The 21,511-nt window shown below is 59.6% G+C and carries 21 protein-coding genes and 1 riboswitch; of the genes, 12 read left to right on the forward strand and 9 right to left on the reverse strand.

Annotated features, from left to right (window positions below; all coding sequences use genetic code 11):
- Window positions 1–66: 66 nt before the first annotated feature.
- The 4 genes from C7H10_RS06850 to C7H10_RS06865 form a co-directional block, all read right to left on the reverse strand.
- Window positions 67–672: a hypothetical protein gene (locus C7H10_RS06850; protein ID WP_244178208.1), complete on the reverse strand. Its 606-nt coding sequence runs from the start codon at window positions 670–672 to the stop codon at window positions 67–69.
- 120 nt (window positions 673–792) lie between these two features.
- On the reverse strand, window positions 793–1,371 hold the full coding sequence (locus C7H10_RS06855) for a QsdR family transcriptional regulator (protein ID WP_228263890.1): 579 nt from the start codon (window positions 1,369–1,371) through the stop codon (window positions 793–795).
- 62 nt (window positions 1,372–1,433) lie between these two features.
- Window positions 1,434–2,156, reverse strand: coding sequence for a 3'-5' exonuclease (locus C7H10_RS06860; RefSeq protein WP_106694276.1), 723 nt, complete (start codon window positions 2,154–2,156; stop codon window positions 1,434–1,436).
- Window positions 2,149–4,026, reverse strand: a complete 1,878-nt coding sequence (locus tag C7H10_RS06865; protein WP_106694277.1) for a putative nucleotidyltransferase substrate binding domain-containing protein — start codon at window positions 4,024–4,026, stop codon at window positions 2,149–2,151. The genes C7H10_RS06860 and C7H10_RS06865 overlap by 8 nt, the downstream gene beginning before the upstream one ends.
- 139 nt (window positions 4,027–4,165) lie before the next feature.
- Here C7H10_RS06865 and cobU point away from each other — a divergent pair, with 139 nt between their 5' ends.
- Window positions 4,166–4,696 carry a bifunctional adenosylcobinamide kinase/adenosylcobinamide-phosphate guanylyltransferase gene (gene cobU, locus C7H10_RS06870; protein WP_106694278.1) on the forward strand — a complete coding sequence of 177 codons (531 nt, stop codon included), beginning with the start codon at window positions 4,166–4,168 and terminating at the stop codon, window positions 4,694–4,696.
- On the opposite strand, the gene C7H10_RS06875 is transcribed toward cobU, so the two are convergent.
- Both C7H10_RS06875 and cobT read right to left on the reverse strand, forming a co-directional pair.
- Entirely contained in the window at window positions 4,680–5,279 is a 600-nt protein-coding gene (locus tag C7H10_RS06875; RefSeq protein ID WP_106694279.1) for a histidine phosphatase family protein, read from the reverse strand. The genes cobU and C7H10_RS06875 overlap by 17 nt on opposite strands.
- A 4-nt stretch (window positions 5,280–5,283) precedes the next feature.
- The gene (cobT, locus tag C7H10_RS06880; protein ID WP_106694280.1) at window positions 5,284–6,342 is read right to left on the reverse strand and encodes a nicotinate-nucleotide--dimethylbenzimidazole phosphoribosyltransferase; all 1,059 of its coding nucleotides are present in this window, start codon (window positions 6,340–6,342) and stop codon (window positions 5,284–5,286) included.
- Between the two features lie 114 nt (window positions 6,343–6,456).
- Here cobT and cbiB point away from each other — a divergent pair, with 114 nt between their 5' ends.
- The 11 genes from cbiB (at window position 6,457) to C7H10_RS06935 (ending at window position 18,436) form a co-directional block, all read left to right on the forward strand.
- Window positions 6,457–7,416, forward strand: coding sequence for an adenosylcobinamide-phosphate synthase CbiB (gene cbiB, locus C7H10_RS06885; protein ID WP_106694281.1), 960 nt, complete (start codon window positions 6,457–6,459; stop codon window positions 7,414–7,416).
- A complete protein-coding gene (cobD, locus tag C7H10_RS06890; protein ID WP_106694282.1) occupies window positions 7,413–8,477 on the forward strand; it encodes a threonine-phosphate decarboxylase CobD in 1,065 nt (354 codons plus the stop codon). Before cbiB ends, cobD begins: the two co-directional genes overlap by 4 nt.
- A gap of 39 nt (window positions 8,478–8,516) precedes the next feature.
- Window positions 8,517–8,709: riboswitch (cobalamin riboswitch) on the forward strand.
- Window positions 8,710–8,867: 158 nt separating this feature from the next.
- On the forward strand, window positions 8,868–10,697 hold the full coding sequence (locus tag C7H10_RS06895; RefSeq protein WP_106694283.1) for a TonB-dependent receptor domain-containing protein: 1,830 nt from the start codon (window positions 8,868–8,870) through the stop codon (window positions 10,695–10,697).
- A gap of 29 nt (window positions 10,698–10,726) precedes the next feature.
- Entirely contained in the window at window positions 10,727–11,617 is an 891-nt protein-coding gene (locus C7H10_RS06900; protein ID WP_106694284.1) for a cobalamin-binding protein, read from the forward strand.
- A 69-nt stretch (window positions 11,618–11,686) separates the two neighbouring features.
- A complete protein-coding gene (locus tag C7H10_RS06905; protein ID WP_106694510.1) occupies window positions 11,687–12,601 on the forward strand; it encodes a FecCD family ABC transporter permease in 915 nt (304 codons plus the stop codon).
- A 23-nt stretch (window positions 12,602–12,624) separates the two neighbouring features.
- Complete coding sequence (locus C7H10_RS06910; protein WP_106694511.1) at window positions 12,625–13,395, forward strand: ABC transporter ATP-binding protein; 771 nt, start codon at window positions 12,625–12,627, stop codon at window positions 13,393–13,395.
- Between the two features lie 159 nt (window positions 13,396–13,554).
- The gene (locus tag C7H10_RS06915) at window positions 13,555–14,862 is read left to right on the forward strand and encodes a cobyrinic acid a,c-diamide synthase CobB (RefSeq protein WP_106694285.1); all 1,308 of its coding nucleotides are present in this window, start codon (window positions 13,555–13,557) and stop codon (window positions 14,860–14,862) included.
- A 34-nt stretch (window positions 14,863–14,896) separates the two neighbouring features.
- Window positions 14,897–15,508: a cob(I)yrinic acid a,c-diamide adenosyltransferase gene (gene cobO / locus C7H10_RS06920; protein WP_061331222.1), complete on the forward strand. Its 612-nt coding sequence runs from the start codon at window positions 14,897–14,899 to the stop codon at window positions 15,506–15,508.
- Window positions 15,509–16,978, forward strand: a complete 1,470-nt coding sequence (locus C7H10_RS06925; protein WP_106694286.1) for a cobyric acid synthase — start codon at window positions 15,509–15,511, stop codon at window positions 16,976–16,978.
- Window positions 16,975–17,676 (forward strand): 5,6-dimethylbenzimidazole synthase, encoded by a 702-nt coding sequence (gene bluB, locus C7H10_RS06930; protein WP_106694287.1) that lies wholly within the window; start codon window positions 16,975–16,977, stop codon window positions 17,674–17,676. The genes C7H10_RS06925 and bluB overlap by 4 nt, the downstream gene beginning before the upstream one ends.
- Before the next feature lie 91 nt (window positions 17,677–17,767).
- Window positions 17,768–18,436: a DNA-3-methyladenine glycosylase I gene (locus C7H10_RS06935; RefSeq protein WP_106694288.1), complete on the forward strand. Its 669-nt coding sequence runs from the start codon at window positions 17,768–17,770 to the stop codon at window positions 18,434–18,436.
- Window positions 18,437–18,466: 30 nt separating this feature from the next.
- Here the strand turns inward: C7H10_RS06935 and cobS are convergent, their stop codons facing one another.
- From cobS to C7H10_RS06950, 3 genes are all read right to left on the reverse strand, one after another.
- Entirely contained in the window at window positions 18,467–19,228 is a 762-nt protein-coding gene (gene cobS / locus C7H10_RS06940; protein ID WP_082780509.1) for an adenosylcobinamide-GDP ribazoletransferase, read from the reverse strand.
- 99 nt (window positions 19,229–19,327) lie between these two features.
- Complete coding sequence (locus C7H10_RS06945; RefSeq protein WP_061331217.1) at window positions 19,328–20,752, reverse strand: ATP-binding protein; 1,425 nt, start codon at window positions 20,750–20,752, stop codon at window positions 19,328–19,330.
- Complete coding sequence (locus tag C7H10_RS06950; RefSeq protein WP_061331216.1) at window positions 20,743–21,429, reverse strand: response regulator transcription factor; 687 nt, start codon at window positions 21,427–21,429, stop codon at window positions 20,743–20,745. The genes C7H10_RS06945 and C7H10_RS06950 overlap by 10 nt, the downstream gene beginning before the upstream one ends.
- Window positions 21,430–21,511 lie beyond the last annotated feature (82 nt).

Genomic DNA, 21,511 nt, shown 5'->3' on the forward strand with positions numbered 1-21,511 from the left:
ATCCAAGAACCTTTAAATAAAAGACTCAAATATGACCTGAATCAATGTCGGTTCAGTAAATTTTGGTTACCAGCCCCTGTCTTCGTCCTCGCTCAGGGCTCGCAATTCCTCCATAAACGGTCGAACCGCACGCTTGTCGCTTTCCGGTGCGTTCCTTGCTGTATCCATGGCGGAAGTAGCGGATTGCATCATCGCCCGCATCTGGGCTTTTTGTTCTTCGGTCATATGAGGGCTGTTTTCGATTTCCGCCAGTGCCTGCTGCATTTCCTGTTGCGCTACGCCCCCTTGCTGGTCCATTTCCAGGGCGAACCAGGCACGGAACACCCGGTCCCCGGTCTCGCCCCATTGGTCCACGCTGGAGAAACCATGTTGTTTGACGACTTTTTCAAGTTCACCGTACATGGCATGGCCTTTCAGATCTTTGAGGCTGGAAGAGAACACGGTGGAGAAATCCATGTTTTCGTCGCCCTGTTCGGCTTCCAGGGCGTCGAGAAAGTCCTGATGATCTTCGGCCAGGGTTTCGGCGGCGCCGAGGCTGTCAATGAAAGACCGAACGGTTTTTTCTGTCAGGTCGCGAGCCTGTGCCTGGGGGGCGAGTGTGAGGGCAATCAGGGCGAGTGCGATGATGATTGGCGTAAACAGTTTCTGGCTAATGGATTGGTGTAACGGCATGTCGCGCTCCTTTGCGGGTGTTGATTCCGGGTGTTTGTGGTCTGCTTTTGAACGGGCCGGGGCCCGGCGTTATTGCGTCAGATTAGCCTGCGTTGCACGGTTCTGCCAGCGCAGATGTTGTCAGACTTTCCCGCCTAGCAGGATGCGCACAGCGGTGCAGGCATCTTCCAGCTCTTCATCCCTGGGTTCGCGGCCGCCGATGATATCGCTGTACAGACAGGATTCGGCGATGCGCACCATGAAGTAGGACAGGCTCTGGATGTTCATCGGTGGGCTCAGGTGGCCGGCGCGCACTTCGTCTTTCAGTAAGCGGGTGTTCACTTCCACGGTGCGGGCGTGCAGGGTGGAATGAGACGAGGTGAGCATTTTCAGGGCGTATTCAGGGTCCTGGTGCAGGAATTTGCGCAGGGGGCTGAAGTGCAGAATGGTCATGTTGATGTGGCGGAATACGCCGACCACGTAATCTACGCCATGGCCGGGGGTTTGGGCCCGGGCTTCTTTGTACAGAGGCTCATAGAGCGACCATAGGATTTCACCAATCAGCAGGTCTCGGTTTCCGACCCAGCGGAACAGGGTAGCTCGGCCGATGTGCAGGTCATCGGCCAGGGCGGCGAGGCTGATTTTCTCCCCTTTTAGCCACATTCTTCTGGCGCGACGGAAGGCGTCCAGGGGGGTGGTTTTGGTGATTTGTTCGGTCACTTTGGGCTCTTTGGTTGGTGTGGGGTCATTCTAGCGGTTGCAGGGCTTTGGGGCTATGGCGGTCAGACCCAAAGATCTCCAATAGGCGTATCAGTGCCGAAATGATGCTGCACCTGGGCCTGGAACAGTTCGGCGGTGGCGATGGCGTCTATCAGGGCGTTGTGGCCGGCGTAGTGTGGTAAGCCGTAGCGGGTTCGGCTGTCGGCCAGGCGGATGGAGATGGGTTGTTTGCCCATGAGTTGTTGCCAGCGGCTTGGGTTTCGTTTGGGGTGCAGGTGGGCTTCGATGGCCATGGTGTCTATAACCGGGAAGCGGAGTTGTTCTTTCAGGCGCCACTGCAGGGCCCGGTTCAGGAACGGGCGTTCGATGTTGCGGTAGTGGACCACGGGGATTCGGCCGTTGAGGTGCTGGAACAGGGTGTCGAGCACGTCGGCGAGGTCCGGGGCGTGTTCGATTTCACTGTGGGTGATGCCGTGGATGGTGACGGTGTCTTGCTGCAACGGCAGTTGCGGCCGGACGATCTGGTGCCAGGCATTGCCGAGTTGAATGCCGCCGAGGGTAAAGGGGACCAGGCCGATGCTGATGATGGAATGGCGGTCGGCATCCAGGCCTGTGGTTTCGAAGTCGAGGGCGACCATTGGCACCTCTTTAATGGGAGTTTGCGGGTCAGGGCAGCCGGCTTGGTAGAAAGCGCGGATTCGGGCATCCTTCGCTTTTTCCGCGGCTTTTCGGTAGTTGTCTGGCCAGTCCTGTTTGCTGTTCCCGCTTTTGATGCTGTCAGACATTCCTAGTGGCTCCTCCGGCGTTGTAACGGAAGCGCAGGAACTTCTGGGCGTTGCTGACGATCTGGAAGGCGTCTTTCAGATGACTGCGTTCGAACGGGGACAGGTCTTCCGGGCGTACGTTGTTGTCGGGTTCTCGCCCCTCTTCAATGGCCAGGGCCTGGTGGCGGATGCGAACAATGGAGATGAATTCCAGGGCATCGCGCAGGTTGCCGGCATCGTCTTCCAGCAGCAGCTTGGTTTTGGCAATGTCTTTCAGTCGCTCAAAGGAATTCTGGGAGCGGCTGCCGCATCCCAGGGCGTGTACGCGGATCAAATCGGATAATGGCGCTGTACCCCGGCGCTTGAGGTTGAATGTTTTCTGGTGCTTGCCGTCTTCCTCAAGCACGAAGGTGCGAAAGAAACCGAGCGGTGGTGTTCGGTTCAGGGCATTCCTGGCCAGGAAGGTAAGGAAGCGCTGACTGCCGCTGGCTTTCTCTACAATCAGGGTTTTCAACTGTTCGGTAAAGTCGGTTTGCCCGTGAATGCCATCCAGGTCGAAGAAGATATTGCTGTTGAGCAGGGCTTCCGCCTTGGGATTTTCGATCCAGTCGGTGAAGTAACCTTTCCACACACTCAGCGGTTGCCGCCATTTGGGGTTGGTGGCCATGATATCGCCGGTGCAGTAGGTGTATCCACACTCGGCCAGGCCGTCGGAGACAAACTTGGCAAGGGCGAGGAAATACTCGTCGTGTTCTTCGGGGATGAAACTGTCGTCCAGCACCATGGCGTTGTCCTGGTCGGTAACGACCAGCTGTTCATCCCGGGCCATGGAGCCCAGGGCCATGAAGCAGTAGGGAACCGGTGGCGGGCCGAGTTTTTCTTCACCCAGTTCCAGCAGGCGTTGGCTGAAGCTGCGACCGATACCGGCCATGGCGCTGCCGATCATGTGGGAGTTGGCGTCTTCGTTGACCATGCGTACAAAGCTGTCGCGGACTTCCAGGCTGATTCTCTTCAGGCCTTTGACGTCGTTCTGATGGTAGATGTTGCTTACCAGGTACAGGCTGCTCTGGCTTTCATACTTGACGATGTCTGACAACGCAATCACGCCGCGCACTTCGTCGCCTTCCATCACCGGCAGGTGGTGCACGTTGTTGTGGAGCATGGTGAGCATGGCTTCGAAGATGAAGGAGCGGGCGCTGATGGTGATCAGCCCTTCCGACATGATGTCGCTGATCGGGGTTTCCGAGGCCAGGGCATGGGTAACCGCACGGGTACGTAGATCCCGGTCGGTGATGATGCCCCGCAATTTCGGGCGTTCGCCGCTTTCATCCATCAACAGCAGCGCCGATACGCCATTGTCTGTCATGATTCTGGCGGCTTCCTGCAGGCGAACGGTGGTCGGAGCGGAAACCGGTTCCCGGGATATCAGGCGGGTAACCTTGGCGGTCATCAGTTCGTTGGATTTCTCTCTGCGTGACACCGCCGAACGCAGCCGGCTGCGGTCTTCAATCTCAACAAAGTCTGCAAAGTTTTCGTCGTTTTCCCACAGATGCTGAAAGGTGGTATCCGGAATCTTGTAGATCAGGCAATCTTCGATGGCTTTGGCGGGGAACCGGACCTTCTTGTTCATCATCAATCCGAACTGGCCAAAGATTTCGCCCTCGCCCACGCGGTTATACAGCTCACCGGAGCGGCGGAAAATCTCCACGGCGCCGCTGCGGATATAGTGGAGCCAATGATTGGTCTGGCCGAGTTCAAGTATCTGGGTGCCGGCGCGGTAGTAGACCACCTCAATACCGCTGACAACTCGTTCAAGTAGTTCTTCAGGCATGTCATTGAACGGGGGGTATTGGGCAATGTGGTTGCGGATGTCCAACAGTTCGGCCTGCATGGGCTCTCCAGAGTGACTGAGTCTTGATTAAATGTTTGCGGTTGGCTGACCGGTTATTCCAGAGTCTGGCCAAACTATAGCAGCTGTCTGTTCACTTGGTGTACCTTGGCCACGGTGGGTAAGCACGAGAGAGTGTTTTATGGTCAACAAGTTACTGGTTACCGGTGGTATCCGGTCTGGAAAAACGGGGCTGGCGGAGCAACGGGCACGCGACGCCGGCGCAGACGTGGTCTACGTGGCTACCGCCACCGCCGGTGACGATGAAATGGCCCTGCGGATCCGGCGCCACCAGCAACAACGCCCGGCACACTGGCAGCTGGTTGAGGAGCCCGTTTACCTTGGCCGGGCGCTGTCAGACCTGGCTGACGGGCATGATACCTCGCCGCTGGTTCTGGTGGACTGCATGAGTCTCTGGTTGAGTAATCTCCTGTTCGCCGACCGTTCGCTGTTTCAGCCTGAACGTGCCGCCTTTCTGACTGCCGTGGAAACTTATCCAGGCCCCTTGGTGATCGTCACCAATGAGGTAGGCCTGGGCACCATCGGCATGGACCCCCTCACCCGTCGCTTTGCCGACGAGCTGGGATGGCTCAACCAGGCACTCGCGCAGCGCTGTGATGAGGTGGTGATGTCGGTGGCTGGTCTGCCACTGACCCTCAAGGCTGGTGGCTGACCAGGCTGCGGAAGGTGCCAAACTCGGACTGGTCCACCTGAATCCGGCTGCGGCAGGCATAGGGCACGGAAAAGCCGGCAAACGATTTCTCCAGAGGAATGCCCAGCACGTTGGCCAGCACCATGCGAATAACGCCACCATGGCAAACCACCAGGATACGCTGACTCGCAAGCTTGTCCTGCCAGCGATCAAACCCGAGGGTGACTCGCTGGTAGAAGTCGGTAATGGCTTCACCGCCGGGCGGGTTGGAGTTTATGGGATCCTGCCAGAAGCGGCTGAGATGGTCGCCATAACGTTCCTGGACCTGCCGCGAAGTTAACCCCTCCCAGTCACCAAATCCGATTTCCCGCAGGTCATCTTCGATGTGCAGGGGAATCCTGCGTCTTTGCGAGAGCTGTTCTGCAAACAGGCGGCACCGTGTCATCGGCGAGCTGACAATGGCATCCCAATGGTCGTGACCGTGGACGGCGGCTTCCATTTGCTGCCAGCCGACGGGGCTCAGCGGGTCGTCCTTGCTGCCCCGGAACATTTGCCCACCCTCGGGTTCGCCATGGCGTATCAGGTCGATCACGGTGGTTGTCATGGTTCTACTCCCCGGATTTTCCGCTGACGCCGGCATCAGTAAAGCTGGCCATGTTGTTGTGCAGTGCGCAGGCTGCCCGAAGCAAAGGCAGGGCAACGGCGGCGCCGCTGCCCTCACCCAGGCGCATGCCCAGGTCCAGCAGTGGGGTCGCATCAAGTGCTTCCAGCACCGCGTCGTGACCGGGCTCGGCAGACCGGTGCGCAAACATGAGCCAATCACGCGCTCCGGGTTGCTGTTGCACCGCCACAAGCGCGGCGGCCGAGACGATAAAACCATCGACCAATACCGGGATCTTGCGGGCTGCGCAGCCGAGGATGGCACCGGTCAACGCCGCAATCTCGAAGCCGCCGAGAGAAGTCAGCACAGACAAGGCGTTTCGGTCGTCGCCATGCCGGGCCAGTGCCTTGGCGACCACCCGGGCTTTGCGAGTGACCCCCTCGCTGTCAAGGCCGGTGCCCGGCCCGACGAGCCTCTCGGGTGGCAGGTCAAGCAATGCGCAGGCGAGTGCGGCGGCACTGGTTGTGTTGCCGATACCCATGTCGCCACCGATGAACAGCCGACATCCGGCGTTGGCCGACCGCTCGGCTGCCTGGTCGCCACTGGTCAGTGCAGCAGCTACCTGGCCCGGGCCAAGGGCGGATTTTTCGGCCATATTGGCAGTACTGGGGCCAATAATCTGGTGAATGACGCCGGGGAGCATCGGTACCTCTCCGACCGTGCCCAGGTTCACAACTTCCAGGCTGGCACCGAGCTCCCTGGCCATAACGCTGATGGCCGCGCCACCGCCGGCGAAGTTGGCAACCATCTGGGCGGTGACCTCCTGAGGAAAAGCGGAAACACCCTCAGCACATACGCCATGGTCACCGGCAAACACTACCATGCGGACAGGATCAACGGTTGGCCTGTCTGTGCCGTTCAGGGCTGCCAGGGTAATCGCCAGCTGTTCCAGTTGCCCGAGAGAGCCCGGCGGTTTGGTCAGAACCTGCTGTCGCGCTGCGGCAAGCGCGGCGTGTTCGGCTGAGGGGGCGGGGGGCGGTGTTAGCCAGCTTTGAGGCAGGGCCATGACGATGATTCCTTGTGGGCGGAAAACCGAGGATGGTCATACCGGGAGGCGAAGGTGTCAAGATCAGGCTCCACTCGGTTAGACTTGCCAGCATCTGATTCATGGAGCCCACATTTGGAAACGTTTCTGGTTGCGGTGTTGGTATGTGTCGCGGCGGTTGCACTGGACTGGTTGGTTGGTGAACCGCGCCGGTGGCACCCTCTGGCAGGCTTTGGCCGTTGGGCCTCGGTGGCGGAAGCTGGCCTGAATGGCCAGCCGCAGGCCGCCGCAAGGAGCCTGTGCCTGGGTGCGCTGGCAACCGCGATCGTCGTCACGCCGGTGCTGGCACTGGCTGTAGCACTGCAATTCTGGCTGGGCGGCTGGCTATGGTTGGTGGCTCAAGTGGCCGGCGTATGGCTCGCAATGTCGTTACGGGGGCTGGCGGAACATGGCCGGGCGGTGTCCGCGGCATTGACTGCGGGCGACGGTGACCAAGCCAGGAAAGCGGTGGGGTGGATTGTCAGTCGGGACGCAGCGGCGCTGTCCGACGAGGGGGTGGCTGCGGCCGCCTCGGAATCCATGCTGGAAAATGGTGCCGATGCGGTCTTCTCCAGTCTGTTCTGGTACCTGCTTGCCGGGCTGCCGGGTGTGGTTTTGCACCGATTGATCAATACCCTGGACGCCATGTGGGGCTATCGCAACTCACGATTTCTTTACTTCGGCCGGTTTGCTGCCAGGCTGGATGACCTGATGAACTGGCTACCTGCCCGGCTTACAGCCCTCACTTATGCACTGTTGGGAAATACCCGGGAGGCGCTCCGTTGTTGGCGTACCCAGGCAAAAACCTGGGATAGCCCCAATGCCGGGCCGGTGATGTCAGCAGGGGCGGGCGCCCTTGGTGTGACCCTCGGTGGGCCGGCGCCCTATGCTAGCGGCATCAAGGAGCGGCCGGTGTTAGGTTGTGGCCCCGGGGCCTCGGCAGCAACAATCCAAGGTGCCATTGCCTTGGTACAGCGTGGGGTAATGCTCTGGTTGTCGGTGCTGTTCGTCCTCGCCCTTGCCTGCAGCTGGGTGGTGCCTGGAGGTGCCGGATGACGGCCTTCGACCTTCCGGAATCCCCGGAGCATGGCGGGCGGTTACGGGCTGCAATACAGCGTTGGGGCATTCCCCGCGAGCAATGGCTTGATCTGTCCACAGGCATCAATCCGGTGCCCTGGCCGGTGCCGGCCATTCCACCGGAGGTATGGCAACGATTGCCAGAGCCGGACGATGGGCTGGAGCAGGTCATCCGTTCCTGGGCCGGTGCGCCGAAGCGTGCCAGCTGCCTGCCTGTGGCGGGCTCCCAGGCGGCGATCATGGCCCTGCCTGCGGTGCGCGCCAGGGTGCATGGTATTGGTCGGGTGGCTGTGCCTGTTCCGGGATATCGCGAGCATGGTCATGCCTGGCGTCGCGCTGGTTTCGAGGTGGTGGCGATTCCTGCCGACAAACTGGAAAGTGGTGATCCGGCCTGGCTGGATTCTGTGGATGCAGTGGTGTGGATACAGCCGAATAATCCGACCGGGCAACTGCTCGATCCGGCTTGTCTCCTGTTATGGCATCAACGATTGCAGGCACGTGGGGGCTGGCTGGTACTTGATCAGGCGTTTGTCGAGGGAGAGCCGGGTTTCGGGTTGGAACCCTGGGCGGGCGCGCCGGGTCTGATACTTCTGCGATCCCTGGGCAAGTTTTTCGGCCTGGCCGGAATGCGCGCCGGGGCTGTGTTGGCTGAACCTGAGCTGACCCGTGCGCTGGCTTTTGAATTGGGCCCCTGGACCGTCAGTGGCCCGGCGCGTTACCTGATGGCAAGAGCTCTGGCTGACAGGGCATGGCAGATAGAGGCGCGGGGCAGGCTGCAGACGTCACGGCTGCGGATGGACGGCCTGCTCAGGAAATCTGGCATGCCAGCAACCAACGGTACGTTGCTGTTTCGCACGGTCCATCACGAAAACGCAGCACCAATAGCGGATGAGTTGGCTCGTCGTGCCATTCTGGTCAGGCGTTTTGATGAGCCGCCAGCCCTGCGCTTCGGTTTGCCGCCTGATGAGTCCGGTTGGCAACGTCTGGGAAGTGCGTTGTCTGAATTAACATATCTCATTGACCACCCCCACCCGGGTTGATAGTCTTGCCCGCAATTTCAGGTGCTCTGAGCGTTCCAACCGGACTGGCGATAGTCCGGCGAATGCAGTGAGTGAAACGGGAAGCCGGTGAGAGCCCGGCGCTGCCCCCGCAACGGTAATCAGGTGAAAGGCAATCCAATGCGCCACTGTGCCTCTGGCATGGGAAGGTGATTGCCCCGGAGCATCAGCTCCACCTGGAAGCCCGGAGACCGGCCTGGAATTTGGAGCCCATGAGTTCCAGACACCTACGTTGCGGAGGGCAGCGGCGGTGGGTGAACCGGCCAATGCAACTGATCGACGCCCCTCCACCCTCCGTCAATACCAACATTTCTCCTCCGCATGAATCAGTATCAACCGCACGGGTGAGTGCGGTGCGAAGCGAGTGAAGAAATGAAGCGTTCCAAAGTCTTGTCTGCCCTTGTGTTCATGCCTTTTGCCCTACCGGCGAGTGGTTCAGAGTCTGAAGCCGCCCCGGATACTCTTGAACCTATTGTTGTAACTGCCACGCTTGGCCCCCGTACGGTGGGCGAAAGCCTGTCTTCGGTGACGGTCATCGAAGAAGAAACCATCCGTCGTGAGGCGCCTGCCGAGTTTACCGATCTGCTGGCGGCGCAGCCCGGCATTGATCTGGTCACTAACGGGTCATTTGGCAAGAACACCAGTGTATTCACTCGTGGCACTGCGAATGATTCCACGGTCTTTCTGGTTGATGGTGTGCGCCTTCGTTCTGCCACCAGCGGTGGCGCGCCCTGGCAGTATTTTCCAGCTGATCTGGTTGAGCGCGTGGAAATCGTCAGGGGCCCCCGCAGTGCACTCTATGGCGCTGACGCGGTAGGCGGTGTCATTCAGGCATTTACACTGGATCCAAAGCACGGTAACAGAGGGTGGGTTGAAACCGGAGCAGGCAATTTCAACACCCAGAAAACCAGTGCTGGCGCATCGGCGACTGACGGCGCAACCCGGTTCAGCCTCAGCGGGCTGCACAAGGAGACCGATGGCACCAGAATTGTGAAAGATGGCGAGGACAAAGGTTTTCGCAATACCGCTGGCGTCGGGCGTGTTGTGCATGAATTGCCGAGCGGAGGAGAGGCCAGTTTCGTCATCATGCAGTCACAGGGCAATACTGAATTTGACGGTGGCAACACGGATTTTATGATCCGGACCATCGGCGTCACATTGAATACCCCTGTCAGTGATTATTGGGCGACGTCCATCCAGCTTTCAGAATCCGCTGACGAGCAAGAAAGCTTCCGTAGTGCCGGCGATTCTGTATTCAACACCAAAACCCGAACCGCACGATGGGAAAACACTTTCACCGCAGGCGTGCACGAGCTTGCGGTCGGGGGAGAGCTACAATCCGACGAAGTGAAAAGCACCATCGAGTTCGATGAGAACAGTCGCACTAATGCCGCGTTATTCACCCAACTGCGCTTAAACTTCGGCCCTTCCGATATTCAGTTGTCATTTCGCGGCGACGACAACGAGGCATACGGTCGACAGGAAACCGGTGGCATTGCCCTTGGCCACTCGTTTGACCGTTCCCACCGGGTACGGGTGAGTTATGGCACCTCTTTCCGGGCGCCCACGTTCAATGATCTTTACTATCCTTTGGAGATATTCGATTTCGGTGGCAGTTATGCCGGCAACCCGGACCTCAAGCCGGAGGAAGGCGCGTCCGTGGAGCTGGGGCTTAGCGGTCGTTACGAACACTGGTACTGGGATGCCGCTCTTTATCAACTGGACGTAGAGAATCTGATTGAACTCCAGAGCATCAACGGTGATCTCCGGCCTGCCAACGTGAGTGAAGCCCGTATTCGTGGCGCGGAGCTGGCCTCCGGTCTGCGGTCGAATGGTTGGGATCTTGGGGTCAAACTCACCTTGATGGATCCTCGTGATCGTGAGACGGATAACCGCCTGCGTCGTCGCAGTCACCAATCGCTGAGGGTTGACCTGGACCGTCAAATGGGCGCCTGGAGTCTGGGAGGCACCGCTCTGGCCAGTGGCTACCGCTACGATGATGCTAGTAATCAAAATCGTTTACCGGGCTACGTCACCTTCAACCTTCGTGCAGGGTGGGAATTTGCTCAGGACTGGACAGCACGGCTGACGCTTCAGAACGTTACGGATAAGGAATACGCGACGGCAACCCGATTTGATGGTTCAGGCTACCTGGCGGCGGGAACCGCAGGGTTTCTTTCGATTCGCTATGACTTCCGATAAAACTGCATAATCTTGCCGGGGAGGCGCCAGTGGGAAAGCTTAAGGGTGTGAGCATACTGCTCGGCTGGATGCTGCTGGCATCTCCGGCCCTGGCATCCTATGTCTGCGCCACGGATGATCTGGGCGAGGAGATATGCCTGGAACACCCGGCAAAACGCATTGCCGCACTTTCGCCTGGGGCGACAGAACTGGCATGGGCGGCGGGCGCCGGTGATCAGGTAGTTGCCGTGGTGGCTTACAGCGATTATCCCCCGGCAGCCCGAGAGGTCGCTTCAGTGGGTAGCCATACCCGCATGGATATGGAACGGCTGCTGGAGCTGCAGCCGGATCTTGTGATTGGCTGGGTAACCGGGAATCCGACGGAGCAGCTGGTCTCACTCAAGAATATGGGCGTCCCGGTGTTCTCCATTGAACCCCGGAGTTTTGAAGCTGTCTCCAACACCATTGAGCGCATCTCCATACTGGCAGGTACTGAAGCAGAAGGCTTTGCAGAGGCGGAGCGATTCCGTCAGGGCATTGCCGACTTGCAGGAGGCGTACGCCAAGGCTGATCCGGTGCCGGTGTTCTACCAGGTTTGGGATGAGCCCCTGATGACGGTCAACAGCCAGCACCTGATCGGTGAAATGATTGAACTTTGCGGTGGTGATAACGTGTTTGGTCAGCTGGACCGGCTAGTGCCGAGGATCAGTGCGGAAGCGGTGATTGCGGCGAATCCCGAGGCCATTCTGGCGGGTGGAATGGGTGAGGAGAATCGCCACTGGCTGACGCGCTGGCAGGCATTCCCCAGCATCACTGCGACAGAGCGAAACAACCTGTTTTTTATTCCGCCGTCACTGGTTCAGCGACCGACTCCGAGAATGCTCGAGGGAACGCAATTGTTTTGCGAGAAACTGGAGGTGGCCCGTGGCCGACGGCCCTAGTGGAGTAGCCGTGTGATACGCCCGATCACCCTGCCCCTTGCCGTTCTGGCCGTAGCCGGGCTGATCGCCATGGTGATGTCGGTCGGTATTGGCAGTGTCGCAATTGCACCTGCGGACGTGCTGTTGGTGTTTCTGGGTGAGGGCTCCAACCTGCACCGCACTCTGATTTTTGAGCTCCGGCTACCCAGAACGCTGTCGGCCTTTGCCACCGGAGGTCTGCTGGCGGTGGCCGGGGCATTGATGCAGGTGCTGCTGCGTAACCCGCTTGCCGATCCCTATGTGTTGGGGCTGTCCGGGGGTGCCGCCGTGGGGGCATTGCTGGCGATGTTGGCGGGGCTCGGCGGCGCGGTTATCTCCGGTTCGGCCTTTGCCGGTGCCATGCTGGCCACCTTGATGGTGTTTGGGCTCGCCCACGGCACCGGCAGCTGGACGCCCTCCCGCCTTTTGCTCACGGGGGTTGTGGTGGCGGCTGGCTGGGGGGCGGTCATTACCTTGATGCTGGCCATCAGCCCGGCCAGAGAGTTGCCGGGCATGTTGTACTGGCTAATGGGCGATGTGTCCTACGCCAGGGCGCCCTGGCCGGGGCTTGGCGTGCTGGTGCTGGTGTGTGCGCTGGTGGTGCCTCTTGGCCGCAGTCTGAATGTATTGGCCCGTGGCCCCATGCAGGCTGCTGCCCTGGGGATCTCAGTGCGCCCACTGGAATGGCTGATTTACATACTGGCCAGCCTGCTCACGGCCACGGCGGTGACCATGGCCGGTAGCATAGGCTTTGTAGGGCTGGTGGTCCCGCATATGCTCCGGTTGGTGCTTGGTAACGACCAGCGCCTGATTTTACCGGCCTGTGCGTTAGCCGGTGGCACACTATTGGTGCTGGCGGATACCCTGGCAAGGGTTGTGATCGCGCCGGAGCAACTGCCGGTGGGTGTGATCACCGCGCTGTTGGGCGTTCCCACTTTCCTGTATCTGTTGTACCGGAGTCGCTGATGTCCGGTAATAAACGCCCCCCAATGCAAGCCTTGAGTACCCGGGAACTGGTCATCGATATTCCTGGCCGGGCCGACGGTTACCCTTTGGATCTGACAATAAAATCAGGTCAGGTTTGGGGCGTACTTGGGCCCAACGGTGCCGGCAAGACCACGCTGTTGCACACCCTCGCAGGTCTTCGTGCGCCCCGTGCCGGTGCTTTGTTCCTGAATGATGTGCCTACAACGAAGCTAAAGCGGAGAGCCCTCTCCCAACAGTTGGGGCTGGTGTTCCAGGACCGACAGGATGGCTTCCCTGCAACGGTACTGGAAACCGCGCTGATCGGGCGTCATCCGTGGCTGGCGCCCTGGCAGATGGAAGGGGCAGACGATCTGGCCATGGCCGAGAGATCACTTGAAGCGCTGGATGTCCTGCATCTGAAAAACCGCCTGGTCAGCACCCTGTCTGGCGGCGAACGCCAGCGAGTGGCGATTGCCACGCTGATGACACAGTCGCCCCACACCTGGCTGCTGGATGAACCGACAAATCACCTGGACCTGCACCACCAGGTGGCCGTCATGAAATTGCTCACTGACCGGGCGGCAGCGGGTAACGCCATTTTCATGTGCCTGCACGACCTGAACCTGGCTGCCCGCTGGTGTGATCATATTTTGCTGATGTACCCCAATGGCGAAACCTGCTGGGGCCCGGCAGAAAGGATGCTGGTGCCGGATGCTCTGGAACGTTTGTATAACCAGCAACTGGCAACGGTGGAAGTGGATGGCGCGCCTTTCTTCGTGCCAAAACGAGTCTAGCTCATAAGTATAGCGAGGGCAGCGGAGCAGGGCTTTCCGGGACTGTCTGCAGCAGGGATGCTGCAGTCAAGCGTACAGGGATGTATTTACAGCGTGTCCCGGAAAGCCCTGCTCCGCTGCCCGTCTGCACCAAATTCAGACGACAGGGAACAGCAACACATGCCAGACAACAAAATCCCCGCCGCCATGATCACCGCCCCGGGTTCCGGCCAGGGCAAATCCATGGTTACGGCTGCGCTGGCGCGCCTGCATCGGAATGCGGGCCGTAACGTCCGGGTGTTCAAGCATGGGCCGGATTACCTGGACCCCATGGTGCTGGAAGTCGCCTCCGGTAACCCGGTTTACCAATTGCACCCCTGGATGACCGGCGAGGACGAGTGCCGGTGGCGGCTGGCCGAGGCCGCCCAGAGCGCCGACCTGATCCTTGTGGAGGGCTCCATGGGGTTGTTTGATGGCAGCCCCAGTAGCGGCGACCTGGCCAAACTGGCAGGCATTCCGGCCCTGCCCGTGATTGATGCCAAGGGCATGGCTCAGACCTTCGGCGCGGTTGCCCTGGGCTTGGCGAGCTTTGATTCCGAACTCCCTGTTCATCAGGTAATTGCCAACAAGATTGGCAGTTCCTACCACGGCGAGCTGTTACGGGAGAGCCTGCCGGATGGCATCAGCCTTTTGGGCGCGATACCCCGAAACGATGCCATGAATATCCCGGACCGGCACCTTGGGCTGGTCCAGGCGGCAGAAATGGACGACCTCAGTGATCGGCTGGATAGAGCGGCCGAAGTCCTGACATCAGCGGGTCTGGATGTACTTCCCAAGCCCGTACCTTTTCATTTTCAAGCACCACCGAGGCCAGAACCGCTGCTGACCGGGCGCCGGATTGCCGTGGCCAGGGATGCGGCCTTCAGCTTTATCTACCGGGCCAACCTGGATCTTCTCACAGCCATGGGCGCTGAGCTGGTGTATTTTTCGCCCCTGCACGATTCGGAAGTACCGATGGCCGACGCGCTCTGGCTGCCGGGCGGCTATCCGGAACTGCATGCCCGGAGCTTGGCGGAAAACCAGCCTATGCAATTGTCGATCCGCGCCTTTCATCAGGCCGGTAAGCCCATTCTGGCAGAGTGTGGCGGGCTAATGGCCTGTGCCGAAGAGCTGGCAGACAAAGACGGCACGGTGCATGGCCTGCTGGGCCTGGTACCCGGGCGCGCTACCATGGCTAACCGTTTGACCGCGCTGGGCCTGCAAAGTCTGGAGACCCAGCTGGGCGGGTTGCGGGGCCATACCTATCACCATTCCAGTCTTGAGACCCCTTGGCAACCTGCGGCCAGGGCGAAGAAGCAGGCCGGCTCTGACGGAGAGGCGGTGTATCGCCACCGGAATCTGGTGGCCAGCTATTTTCACGGCTACTTCCCGTCGTCGCCGGCGTTGGTTGCCGCGATCTTTCGCGGCGAGGAAATCCGGTTTTCCTGATGAATACAAATGCGTGAACCCAAGGAGAGTCATCATGCGTGAACGCGCCAAAGACCCCGAACGCCATGCCAAGCGCATGGCCGCCAAACAGAAAATCATGCAGGAACGTATCGCCCGCGCCCAGAAAGAACAGGGCGTGTTGCTGGTGCTGACCGGCCCAGGTAAAGGCAAGAGCAGTTCCGGCTTCGGCATGGTCGCCCGGGCCTTGGGCCATGGTATGAAAGTGGGCATCGTCCAGTTTATCAAGGGCGCTTTCAGCACCGGCGAGGAAGCGTTCTTCCGGAGCCTGCCGAACGTGACCTACCACGTGATGGGACAGGGCTACACCTGGGACACCCAGAACCGGGAACAGGATGTGCAGAGTGCGACTGAAGCGTGGAATATCGCAGCTGACATGCTCAAAGACGACAGCTATGACCTGATTCTGCTGGACGAACTGAATATCGCGCTGAAGTACGACTACATCGATCTGGACCGGGTGCTGGATGACCTGCAGGCCCGGCCGGAGATGCAGCATGTGGTGGTCACCGGCCGTGGTGCTCCCCAGGAACTGATCGACCTGGCCGACACCGTGACCGAAATGGGTGTGGTCAAGCACGCTTTCAAGGATCAGGGCATCAAGGCCCAGAAGGGCGTGGAGCTGTAAATGCCCACCCTGATGGTGCAGGGCACCACCTCGGATGCTGGCAAGACCACGGTGGTGGCGGCCCTGTGCCGCTGGCTGGCGCGTCAGGGGGTGTCGGTGGCACCGTTCAAACCCCAGAACATGGCCCTGAACAGTGCGGTTACCGTGGATGGTGGCGAAATTGGCCGCTCCACGGCGTTGCAGGCACTGGCCTGTGGTCTGGAGCCCCACAGTGACATGAACCCGGTGTTACTGAAGCCCCAGAGCGATTGCGGGGCCCAGGTGATATTACAGGGCAGGGTTCGTGGCAATATGGATGCCCTGGATTACCACGCCTACAAAGCTGAGGCGATGAATTCGGTGATGGCAAGCTGGAGAGCACTGAGCACACGTTATGATGTGATCATCGCCGAGGGCGCTGGCAGCCCGGCGGAAATCAACCTGCGGGCCAACGACATTGCCAACATGGGCTTCGCCGAGGCCGCCGATTGCCCGGTGTTGCTGGTAGGGGATATCGACAAAGGCGGGGTTTTCGCCCAGTTGGTGGGCACCCTGGCGTTGATCTCCGACAGTGAACAAGCCAGAACGGCCGGATTTATCATCAATCGGTTCCGGGGTGACATTGCGCTGTTGGAGCCCGGGCTGGACTGGCTGGCCGAACACACTGGCAAGCCGGTGTTCGGGGTCTTGCCCTACCTGCACGGGTTGGTGATAGATTCCGAAGACAGTGTCAGTGCCGCCGGCACCAGCGAGGCCGGCGCCTTGAAAGTGGTGGTGCCGGTACTGCCCAGGATCAGCAACCACAATGATTTTGATCCGTTGCGATTGCACCCGGGTGTAGACCTTGTTTTCGTTGGCCCGGATGAGACCATTCCGCCGGCAGATCTGATTATCCTGCCCGGCAGCAAAAGCACCCGGCACGACCTGCAGTGGCTGAGACAACAGGGCTGGCCTGAGGCCATCCAGAAACACCTGCGCTATGGCGGCAAGCTGCTGGGTATCTGTGGCGGATTCCAGATGCTGGGACTTCGGGTGGAAGACCCTGACGGTCTGGAGGGCGAAGTTGGCAATACCGAGGGCCTGGCACTGTTCGAGATGGTCACCCGCATGGTGTCGGGTAAGCAGCTCAGACAAGTGACCGGTAGACTATCCCCCGAGGTTACTGAAAGTGGTGTTACGGCGACAATGACCGGCTATGAAATGCACAACGGAGTCACCGAGGGCTCAGCGCTGGCCAGGCCTTTTGCGGAGCTTGATGGGCGACCGGATGGTGCGGTCAGCCCCGACGGTCAGGTGGCGGGCACCTATGTGCACGGTCTCTTTGATGAGCCTGCCGCCTGCGATGCCATTCTGTGCTGGGCCGGTCTCAATACATGGAGTGCGCGGTCAGTGGATTACCAGAGTCACCGTCTGCAGCAGCTCGACCGCCTGGCAGATCAGGTGGAGCAGTGCCTGGACACGGACCGGTTAAGGAGCTTGTTGCAGTTATGAGCAACCAGAACGACCCATTCACTGATGCCCAACGTGAGGGGCTTTACCGGGCCATCTTCGAGCGCCGGGATGTGCGCTCGCAGTTTTTGCCGGATGCCATTCCGGATGAGGTGCTGGCCCGTATTCTGAGGGCAGCCCACCATGCGCCGTCAGTGGGCTTCATGCAGCCCTGGGATTTCATCGTTATCGACAGCCTGGCGGTGCGCGAGCAGGTGCTGGCCAGCTTCAATGAGGAAAACGCAAAAGCCTCGGAAAATTACACCGGCGAGCGGCAGCAAACCTACCGGACCCTGAAACTCCAGGGCATATTGGAAAGTCCCATTAATCTTTGCATTACCTGTGATCGGTCCCGCGGCGGGCCCTATGTGCTCGGCCGTAACTCCATCATGGAAATGGATCTGTTCAGCACCTGTCTGTCGGTACAAAACCTGTGGTTGGCGGCGCGAGCAGAGGGTATTGGTGTGGGCTGGGTCAGTATTCTGGATCAGGGAATACTGTCTGACATCCTGCAGCTGCCAGATCACGTATACCCTCTTGCGTATCTGTGCCTGGGTTATGTCAGCGAATTTCTGGAACAGCCGGAGCTGCAGGCCAAAGGCTGGCGTTCACGGCTTCCGCTGGAAGAGCTGGTGCATGGCAATGGCTGGGGCCAGCCTATTGAGCATCAGCGTCTGGCAAGTTACCTGGCCGGCAAGTGAAGGGCACCGAAAAACAGCATGATCGTTTTCCTCACAGGTCCTGAATTGGGTACGATCAGACTAGATTTGGGGCTTCTGTTCAGGAGGTGAGATGAAGTTTTCCGAGCTCTACCAGCAGGCACTGGCCCGCAAAGGCGGTGAACAGGCCCTGAAATCCATGCTGCCACCGGTCACCGGGAAGCAGCGCCTGGCCAAGATCAGCGACGACCGTTACCTTTCCGAGATCACCCGGTGCATTTTCAAGGCCGGGTTTGTCTGGCGGGTGATTGAGAATAAATGGCCGGATTTTGAGGCGGCGTTCGAAGGGTTTGTGCCCGCCTACTGGCAGCAGGTCCCGCCGGAAGTCCTGGAGCGGCTGGCAACGGACGAGCGGATTGTTCGTAACATGCAGAAGATCCGCACGGTTCCGGAGAATGCCCGGATGATCATGGATGTGGTGAAGGATCATGGTAGCTTTGGCCGGTTTCTGGCGCAGTGGCCGTCAACCGATCAGGTGGGGCTGCTGCTGTACCTGAAACGCAATGGCGAGCGTCTGGGGGGTAATTCCGCCCAGTATTTCCTGCGCCGGGTGGGGTGGGATGGCTTTATCCTGTCTCACGATGTGGTGACTGCACTGACCCGTGCAGGCATTCTGGATGCGTCTCCTGCCAGCAAGAAAGGGCTCACCCAGGCCCAGGAGGCATTTAATCGCTGGCATGAAGAAACCGGGATGCCCATCAGTCAGCTTTCCCGGATAGTGTCATTCACGGTGGATAACTGAGCATTGCCCAGAATCAATGACCGCCTGAGACTACAGAAACAGCAATAGCACCAGTTCACTTAAGACGACGGCCGCGCCCAGGGTATCGCCTGTATAGCCGCCAAGCTGCCTGCGCAGATAGCCTCCCCAGAGCAGGGCAGCCAGAAGTACGGCAGTGACGGTCGCGGGAATAAGCAACGGCTGCCAGAGTGATAACCCCGCTGTAAGCAACATTACAAAGCCGGCCGCCGCCAACAACCGGCTGCGGGAGAAACCGTCCGCCACCGGTTTGGATTTGCTTTTGTCAGGATCGGTGACATAGGGCAGGCAAGCCATCAACACCAAGGGTGTCAGGCGGGAAACCGCAGGTGACACCAGCAACGCGAGCCAGATCAATTGGGCATCGGCCAGCAGGGCCACTTTTAGCAGCAAGGCCATCACCAGCGCCACCGTGCCATAGGTACCAATGCGGCTGTCCTTCATGATCGCCAGCCGTTTTTCTAAGGTATAACCCCCGCCGAGAGCGTCAACACTGTCCGCCAGACCGTCCTCGTGAAAAGCTCCGGTGATAAACAGGTGCAGAATAACCACCAGGATAATGGCGACCACTGGGCTGGCGATCAGTGAAAACAGAAAGAAGGCGGCGCAATAGACCAATCCGAGCAGAAGGCCCACTAGGGGAAAATAGGTGCTGCTCTGATTCATGAGGCGCTGGGAGTAGTCAATCCGCACGAGCATGGGGATGCGTGTAAGGAAGCCGATAGCCAGCCAGAAGGCTTGCCATTCATGGGCAACGCGTGACCTAAGGGGCAAAGGGCGCCTCCATGTTTGAGCCAAAGCGCCATTGTACTTTAGAGCGCCATGAAGTGCTGCCTTGTACGGACGTTTGCTGGTCGGGAGAAAGTGACAGAGTCAGGACGGCGTGTGAATGAGGTCGCTTGAGGCAGGCAGCCAAACGTGTACACAGAGTCCGGGGTGTCCATCTGCTCTATCTAACAGCGTCAACTGGCCGCCATGGAGTTCAGCAATACGTCGGGCAATCGCCAGGCCCAAGCCCGCTCCGCCACCTGCGCGTTGATCCAGTCTTACAAACCTGCTCAGAGCGCGCTCCCGCTCCTTTGAGGGTATGCCTGGTCCCTGGTCGCATACCGAAATGGCATAACCTTCGCCCGCCGGCACCAGCTGGATGGAAATCACGGTATGTGCTGGGCTGTACTGGATGGCATTAGCCAGCACGGTACGCATCAGGGTGTTGATCAACGTGCTGTGGCATCGAACCAGGCCATTGCCGCTGGTTTTATCATCCAGTTCCGGCTCGATGTGCTTTTTCAGGGCCAGCGGGGCAATATCCGCGATGCTCTGTTCCAGCAATTCTGGCAGGTTGTGAATGTCCGGCATTGAGTCGGTGCCCGCGTCTACCCGGCTCAGTAGCAACATCTGTTCTACCAGGTGAACCATCCTGTCCACGGCACCGATCAGTTCGCTGAATTGTTCGGGGTTTTGCTCGCAGGCTTTTTCCAGGTTCAGCCGAAGCACGGTCAGCGGTGTGCGTAGCTCGTGGGCGGCGTCGGCGGAGAACCGGCGCTCACGCTCCAGTGCCTGGTTTAGCCGTTTCAGCAAACCGTTGACGGCCTGAACCAGCCCGGCAACTTCCTTGGGAGCCTGCCGGTCGTCCAGGGGGTGGATGCGTTCCGGGGCCATGTTGCGAACGGGCTTTTCCAGCCGGCGCAGGGGGCGGAAACTGATCTGTATGGCGGCTATTACCGCTAATGCCAGCAATGGCAGGGCCAGCAATAGAGGCAGGATATTGCCCAGCGCCAACTCCTGGCTCAGTTCTTCGCGGATATCCTCACGTTGCGCGGCGCGTATCCAGAATCCGGTGTCCGGGTCCTGCAGGGTAAAGGTGCGCCACCGATAACCGGTAGATTCGGCCCAGGTATAGCCGGGTGTAAGGCCTAAAGAATCGTCGGCATTCAAGGTGTCCAGCAACGGGGAGCCTCCGGGAGTCCAAACCTCAAAAGCCAGTTTTTTCTCGTACTTGTGGCCGGCTCCATCCGGCAGGATCTCATCCCGGTCTGACTCAAGCTCTGCTTCGGTCAGGCCAAGCCCGGGAAGCTGCAGGGTTTCTTCAAGGGTGTCAGAAAGCTGTTCCAGTGATTGGCTGTCGGCCAGGTGCCGGATCAGCCCCTGCACGATCCGGGTGCTTTGGGCCAGCTCCGCGTCGAACAGTTCTTCCAACTCGTGGTTACTCTCAACATAGCTCCAGCCGGCGGCGATCAGGGCGATCAGCAGCACGGCGGATGTAACCAGCAGAGTCAAGGTACGGGTCAGAGACATGCGGGCTCCGCGGCGGCCTGGCTGTCGAGTAGGTAGCCTACACCCCGTACGGTTCGGATGGCTGCCTTGCCAATCCGTCGGCGCAGATGATGGATATGCACCTCCAGGGCATTGCTCTCCGCCCCCGCCTCCCAGCCGTAAAGCTGTTCCTCCAGCCGGCGCCGGGTAGCCACCTGGTCCGGGTTGCGCATCAGGTAATGCAGAATCTGGAACTCGCTGCGGGGCAAGGTGATGGATTCGCCGTCAACGATCAAATGGCCGTTCTCCGGATTCAGGGTCAGGCGCCCTACCGTCAGCCCCGTGGAGGGGCTGGTTGCGGCACCACGGCGGGTCACCGCTCGAATCCGGGCTTTCAGTTCGGCCATGGCGAAGGGTTTGGTCAGGTAGTCATCGGCCCCGGCGTCGAGTCCCTGGAGCTTTTCGTTCAGATCTGCCCGTGCAGTGAGGATGATGACCGGGGTTTGGTTACCCTGCTGGCGGATGTTCCGGACAATGTCCAGGCCGTCCATCCGCGGCAGGGTCAGGTCCAGAATGGCCAAGTCAAAGTGTTCCTGCAGCAGGGCATTCAGGGCCTGCTGGCCATCATCCAGCCAGTCCACCGTGTTCTGGTCTTCCCGCAGCATATTGAGCATGGTGCGGGCAAGGGAGTGGTCATCTTCCACCAACAGTATGCGCATTCACGAGCCCCGTTCTGATATCTGAAAACGAGTTTGCCACAGAAACCTTAAGCCGAGCTTAAGAATTCTTGCGTGTCGTCTT

It is taken from the genome of Marinobacter shengliensis, assembly GCF_003007715.1.
In the GTDB taxonomy this organism is placed as follows: Bacteria; Pseudomonadota; Gammaproteobacteria; order Pseudomonadales; family Oleiphilaceae; genus Marinobacter; species Marinobacter shengliensis.

Bases quoted from the DNA above. Each gene is read 5' to 3' on its own strand.
- C7H10_RS06850 (WP_244178208.1), bottom strand. From the start codon at position 672: ATGCCGTTACACCAATCCATTAGCCAGAAACTGTTTACGCCAATCATC.
- C7H10_RS06860 (WP_106694276.1), bottom strand. From the start codon at position 2,156: ATGTCTGACAGCATCAAAAGCGGGAACAGCAAACAGGACTGGCCAGAC.
- C7H10_RS06865 (WP_106694277.1), bottom strand. From the start codon at position 4,026: ATGCAGGCCGAACTGTTGGACATCCGCAACCACATTGCCCAATACCCC.
- cobU (WP_106694278.1), top strand. From the start codon at position 4,166: ATGGTCAACAAGTTACTGGTTACCGGTGGTATCCGGTCTGGAAAAACG.
- C7H10_RS06875 (WP_106694279.1), bottom strand. From the start codon at position 5,279: ATGACAACCACCGTGATCGACCTGATACGCCATGGCGAACCCGAGGGT.
- cobT (WP_106694280.1), bottom strand. From the start codon at position 6,342: ATGGCCCTGCCTCAAAGCTGGCTAACACCGCCCCCCGCCCCCTCAGCC.
- cobD (WP_106694282.1), top strand. From the start codon at position 7,413: ATGACGGCCTTCGACCTTCCGGAATCCCCGGAGCATGGCGGGCGGTTA.
- C7H10_RS06895 (WP_106694283.1), top strand. From the start codon at position 8,868: ATGAAGCGTTCCAAAGTCTTGTCTGCCCTTGTGTTCATGCCTTTTGCC.
- C7H10_RS06905 (WP_106694510.1), top strand. From the start codon at position 11,687: ATGGTGATGTCGGTCGGTATTGGCAGTGTCGCAATTGCACCTGCGGAC.
- C7H10_RS06910 (WP_106694511.1), top strand. From the start codon at position 12,625: ATGCAAGCCTTGAGTACCCGGGAACTGGTCATCGATATTCCTGGCCGG.
- C7H10_RS06915 (WP_106694285.1), top strand. From the start codon at position 13,555: ATGCCAGACAACAAAATCCCCGCCGCCATGATCACCGCCCCGGGTTCC.
- cobO (WP_061331222.1), top strand. From the start codon at position 14,897: ATGCGTGAACGCGCCAAAGACCCCGAACGCCATGCCAAGCGCATGGCC.
- C7H10_RS06925 (WP_106694286.1), top strand. From the start codon at position 15,509: ATGCCCACCCTGATGGTGCAGGGCACCACCTCGGATGCTGGCAAGACC.
- bluB (WP_106694287.1), top strand. From the start codon at position 16,975: ATGAGCAACCAGAACGACCCATTCACTGATGCCCAACGTGAGGGGCTT.
- C7H10_RS06935 (WP_106694288.1), top strand. From the start codon at position 17,768: ATGAAGTTTTCCGAGCTCTACCAGCAGGCACTGGCCCGCAAAGGCGGT.
- C7H10_RS06945 (WP_061331217.1), bottom strand. From the start codon at position 20,752: ATGTCTCTGACCCGTACCTTGACTCTGCTGGTTACATCCGCCGTGCTG.
- C7H10_RS06950 (WP_061331216.1), bottom strand. From the start codon at position 21,429: ATGCGCATACTGTTGGTGGAAGATGACCACTCCCTTGCCCGCACCATG.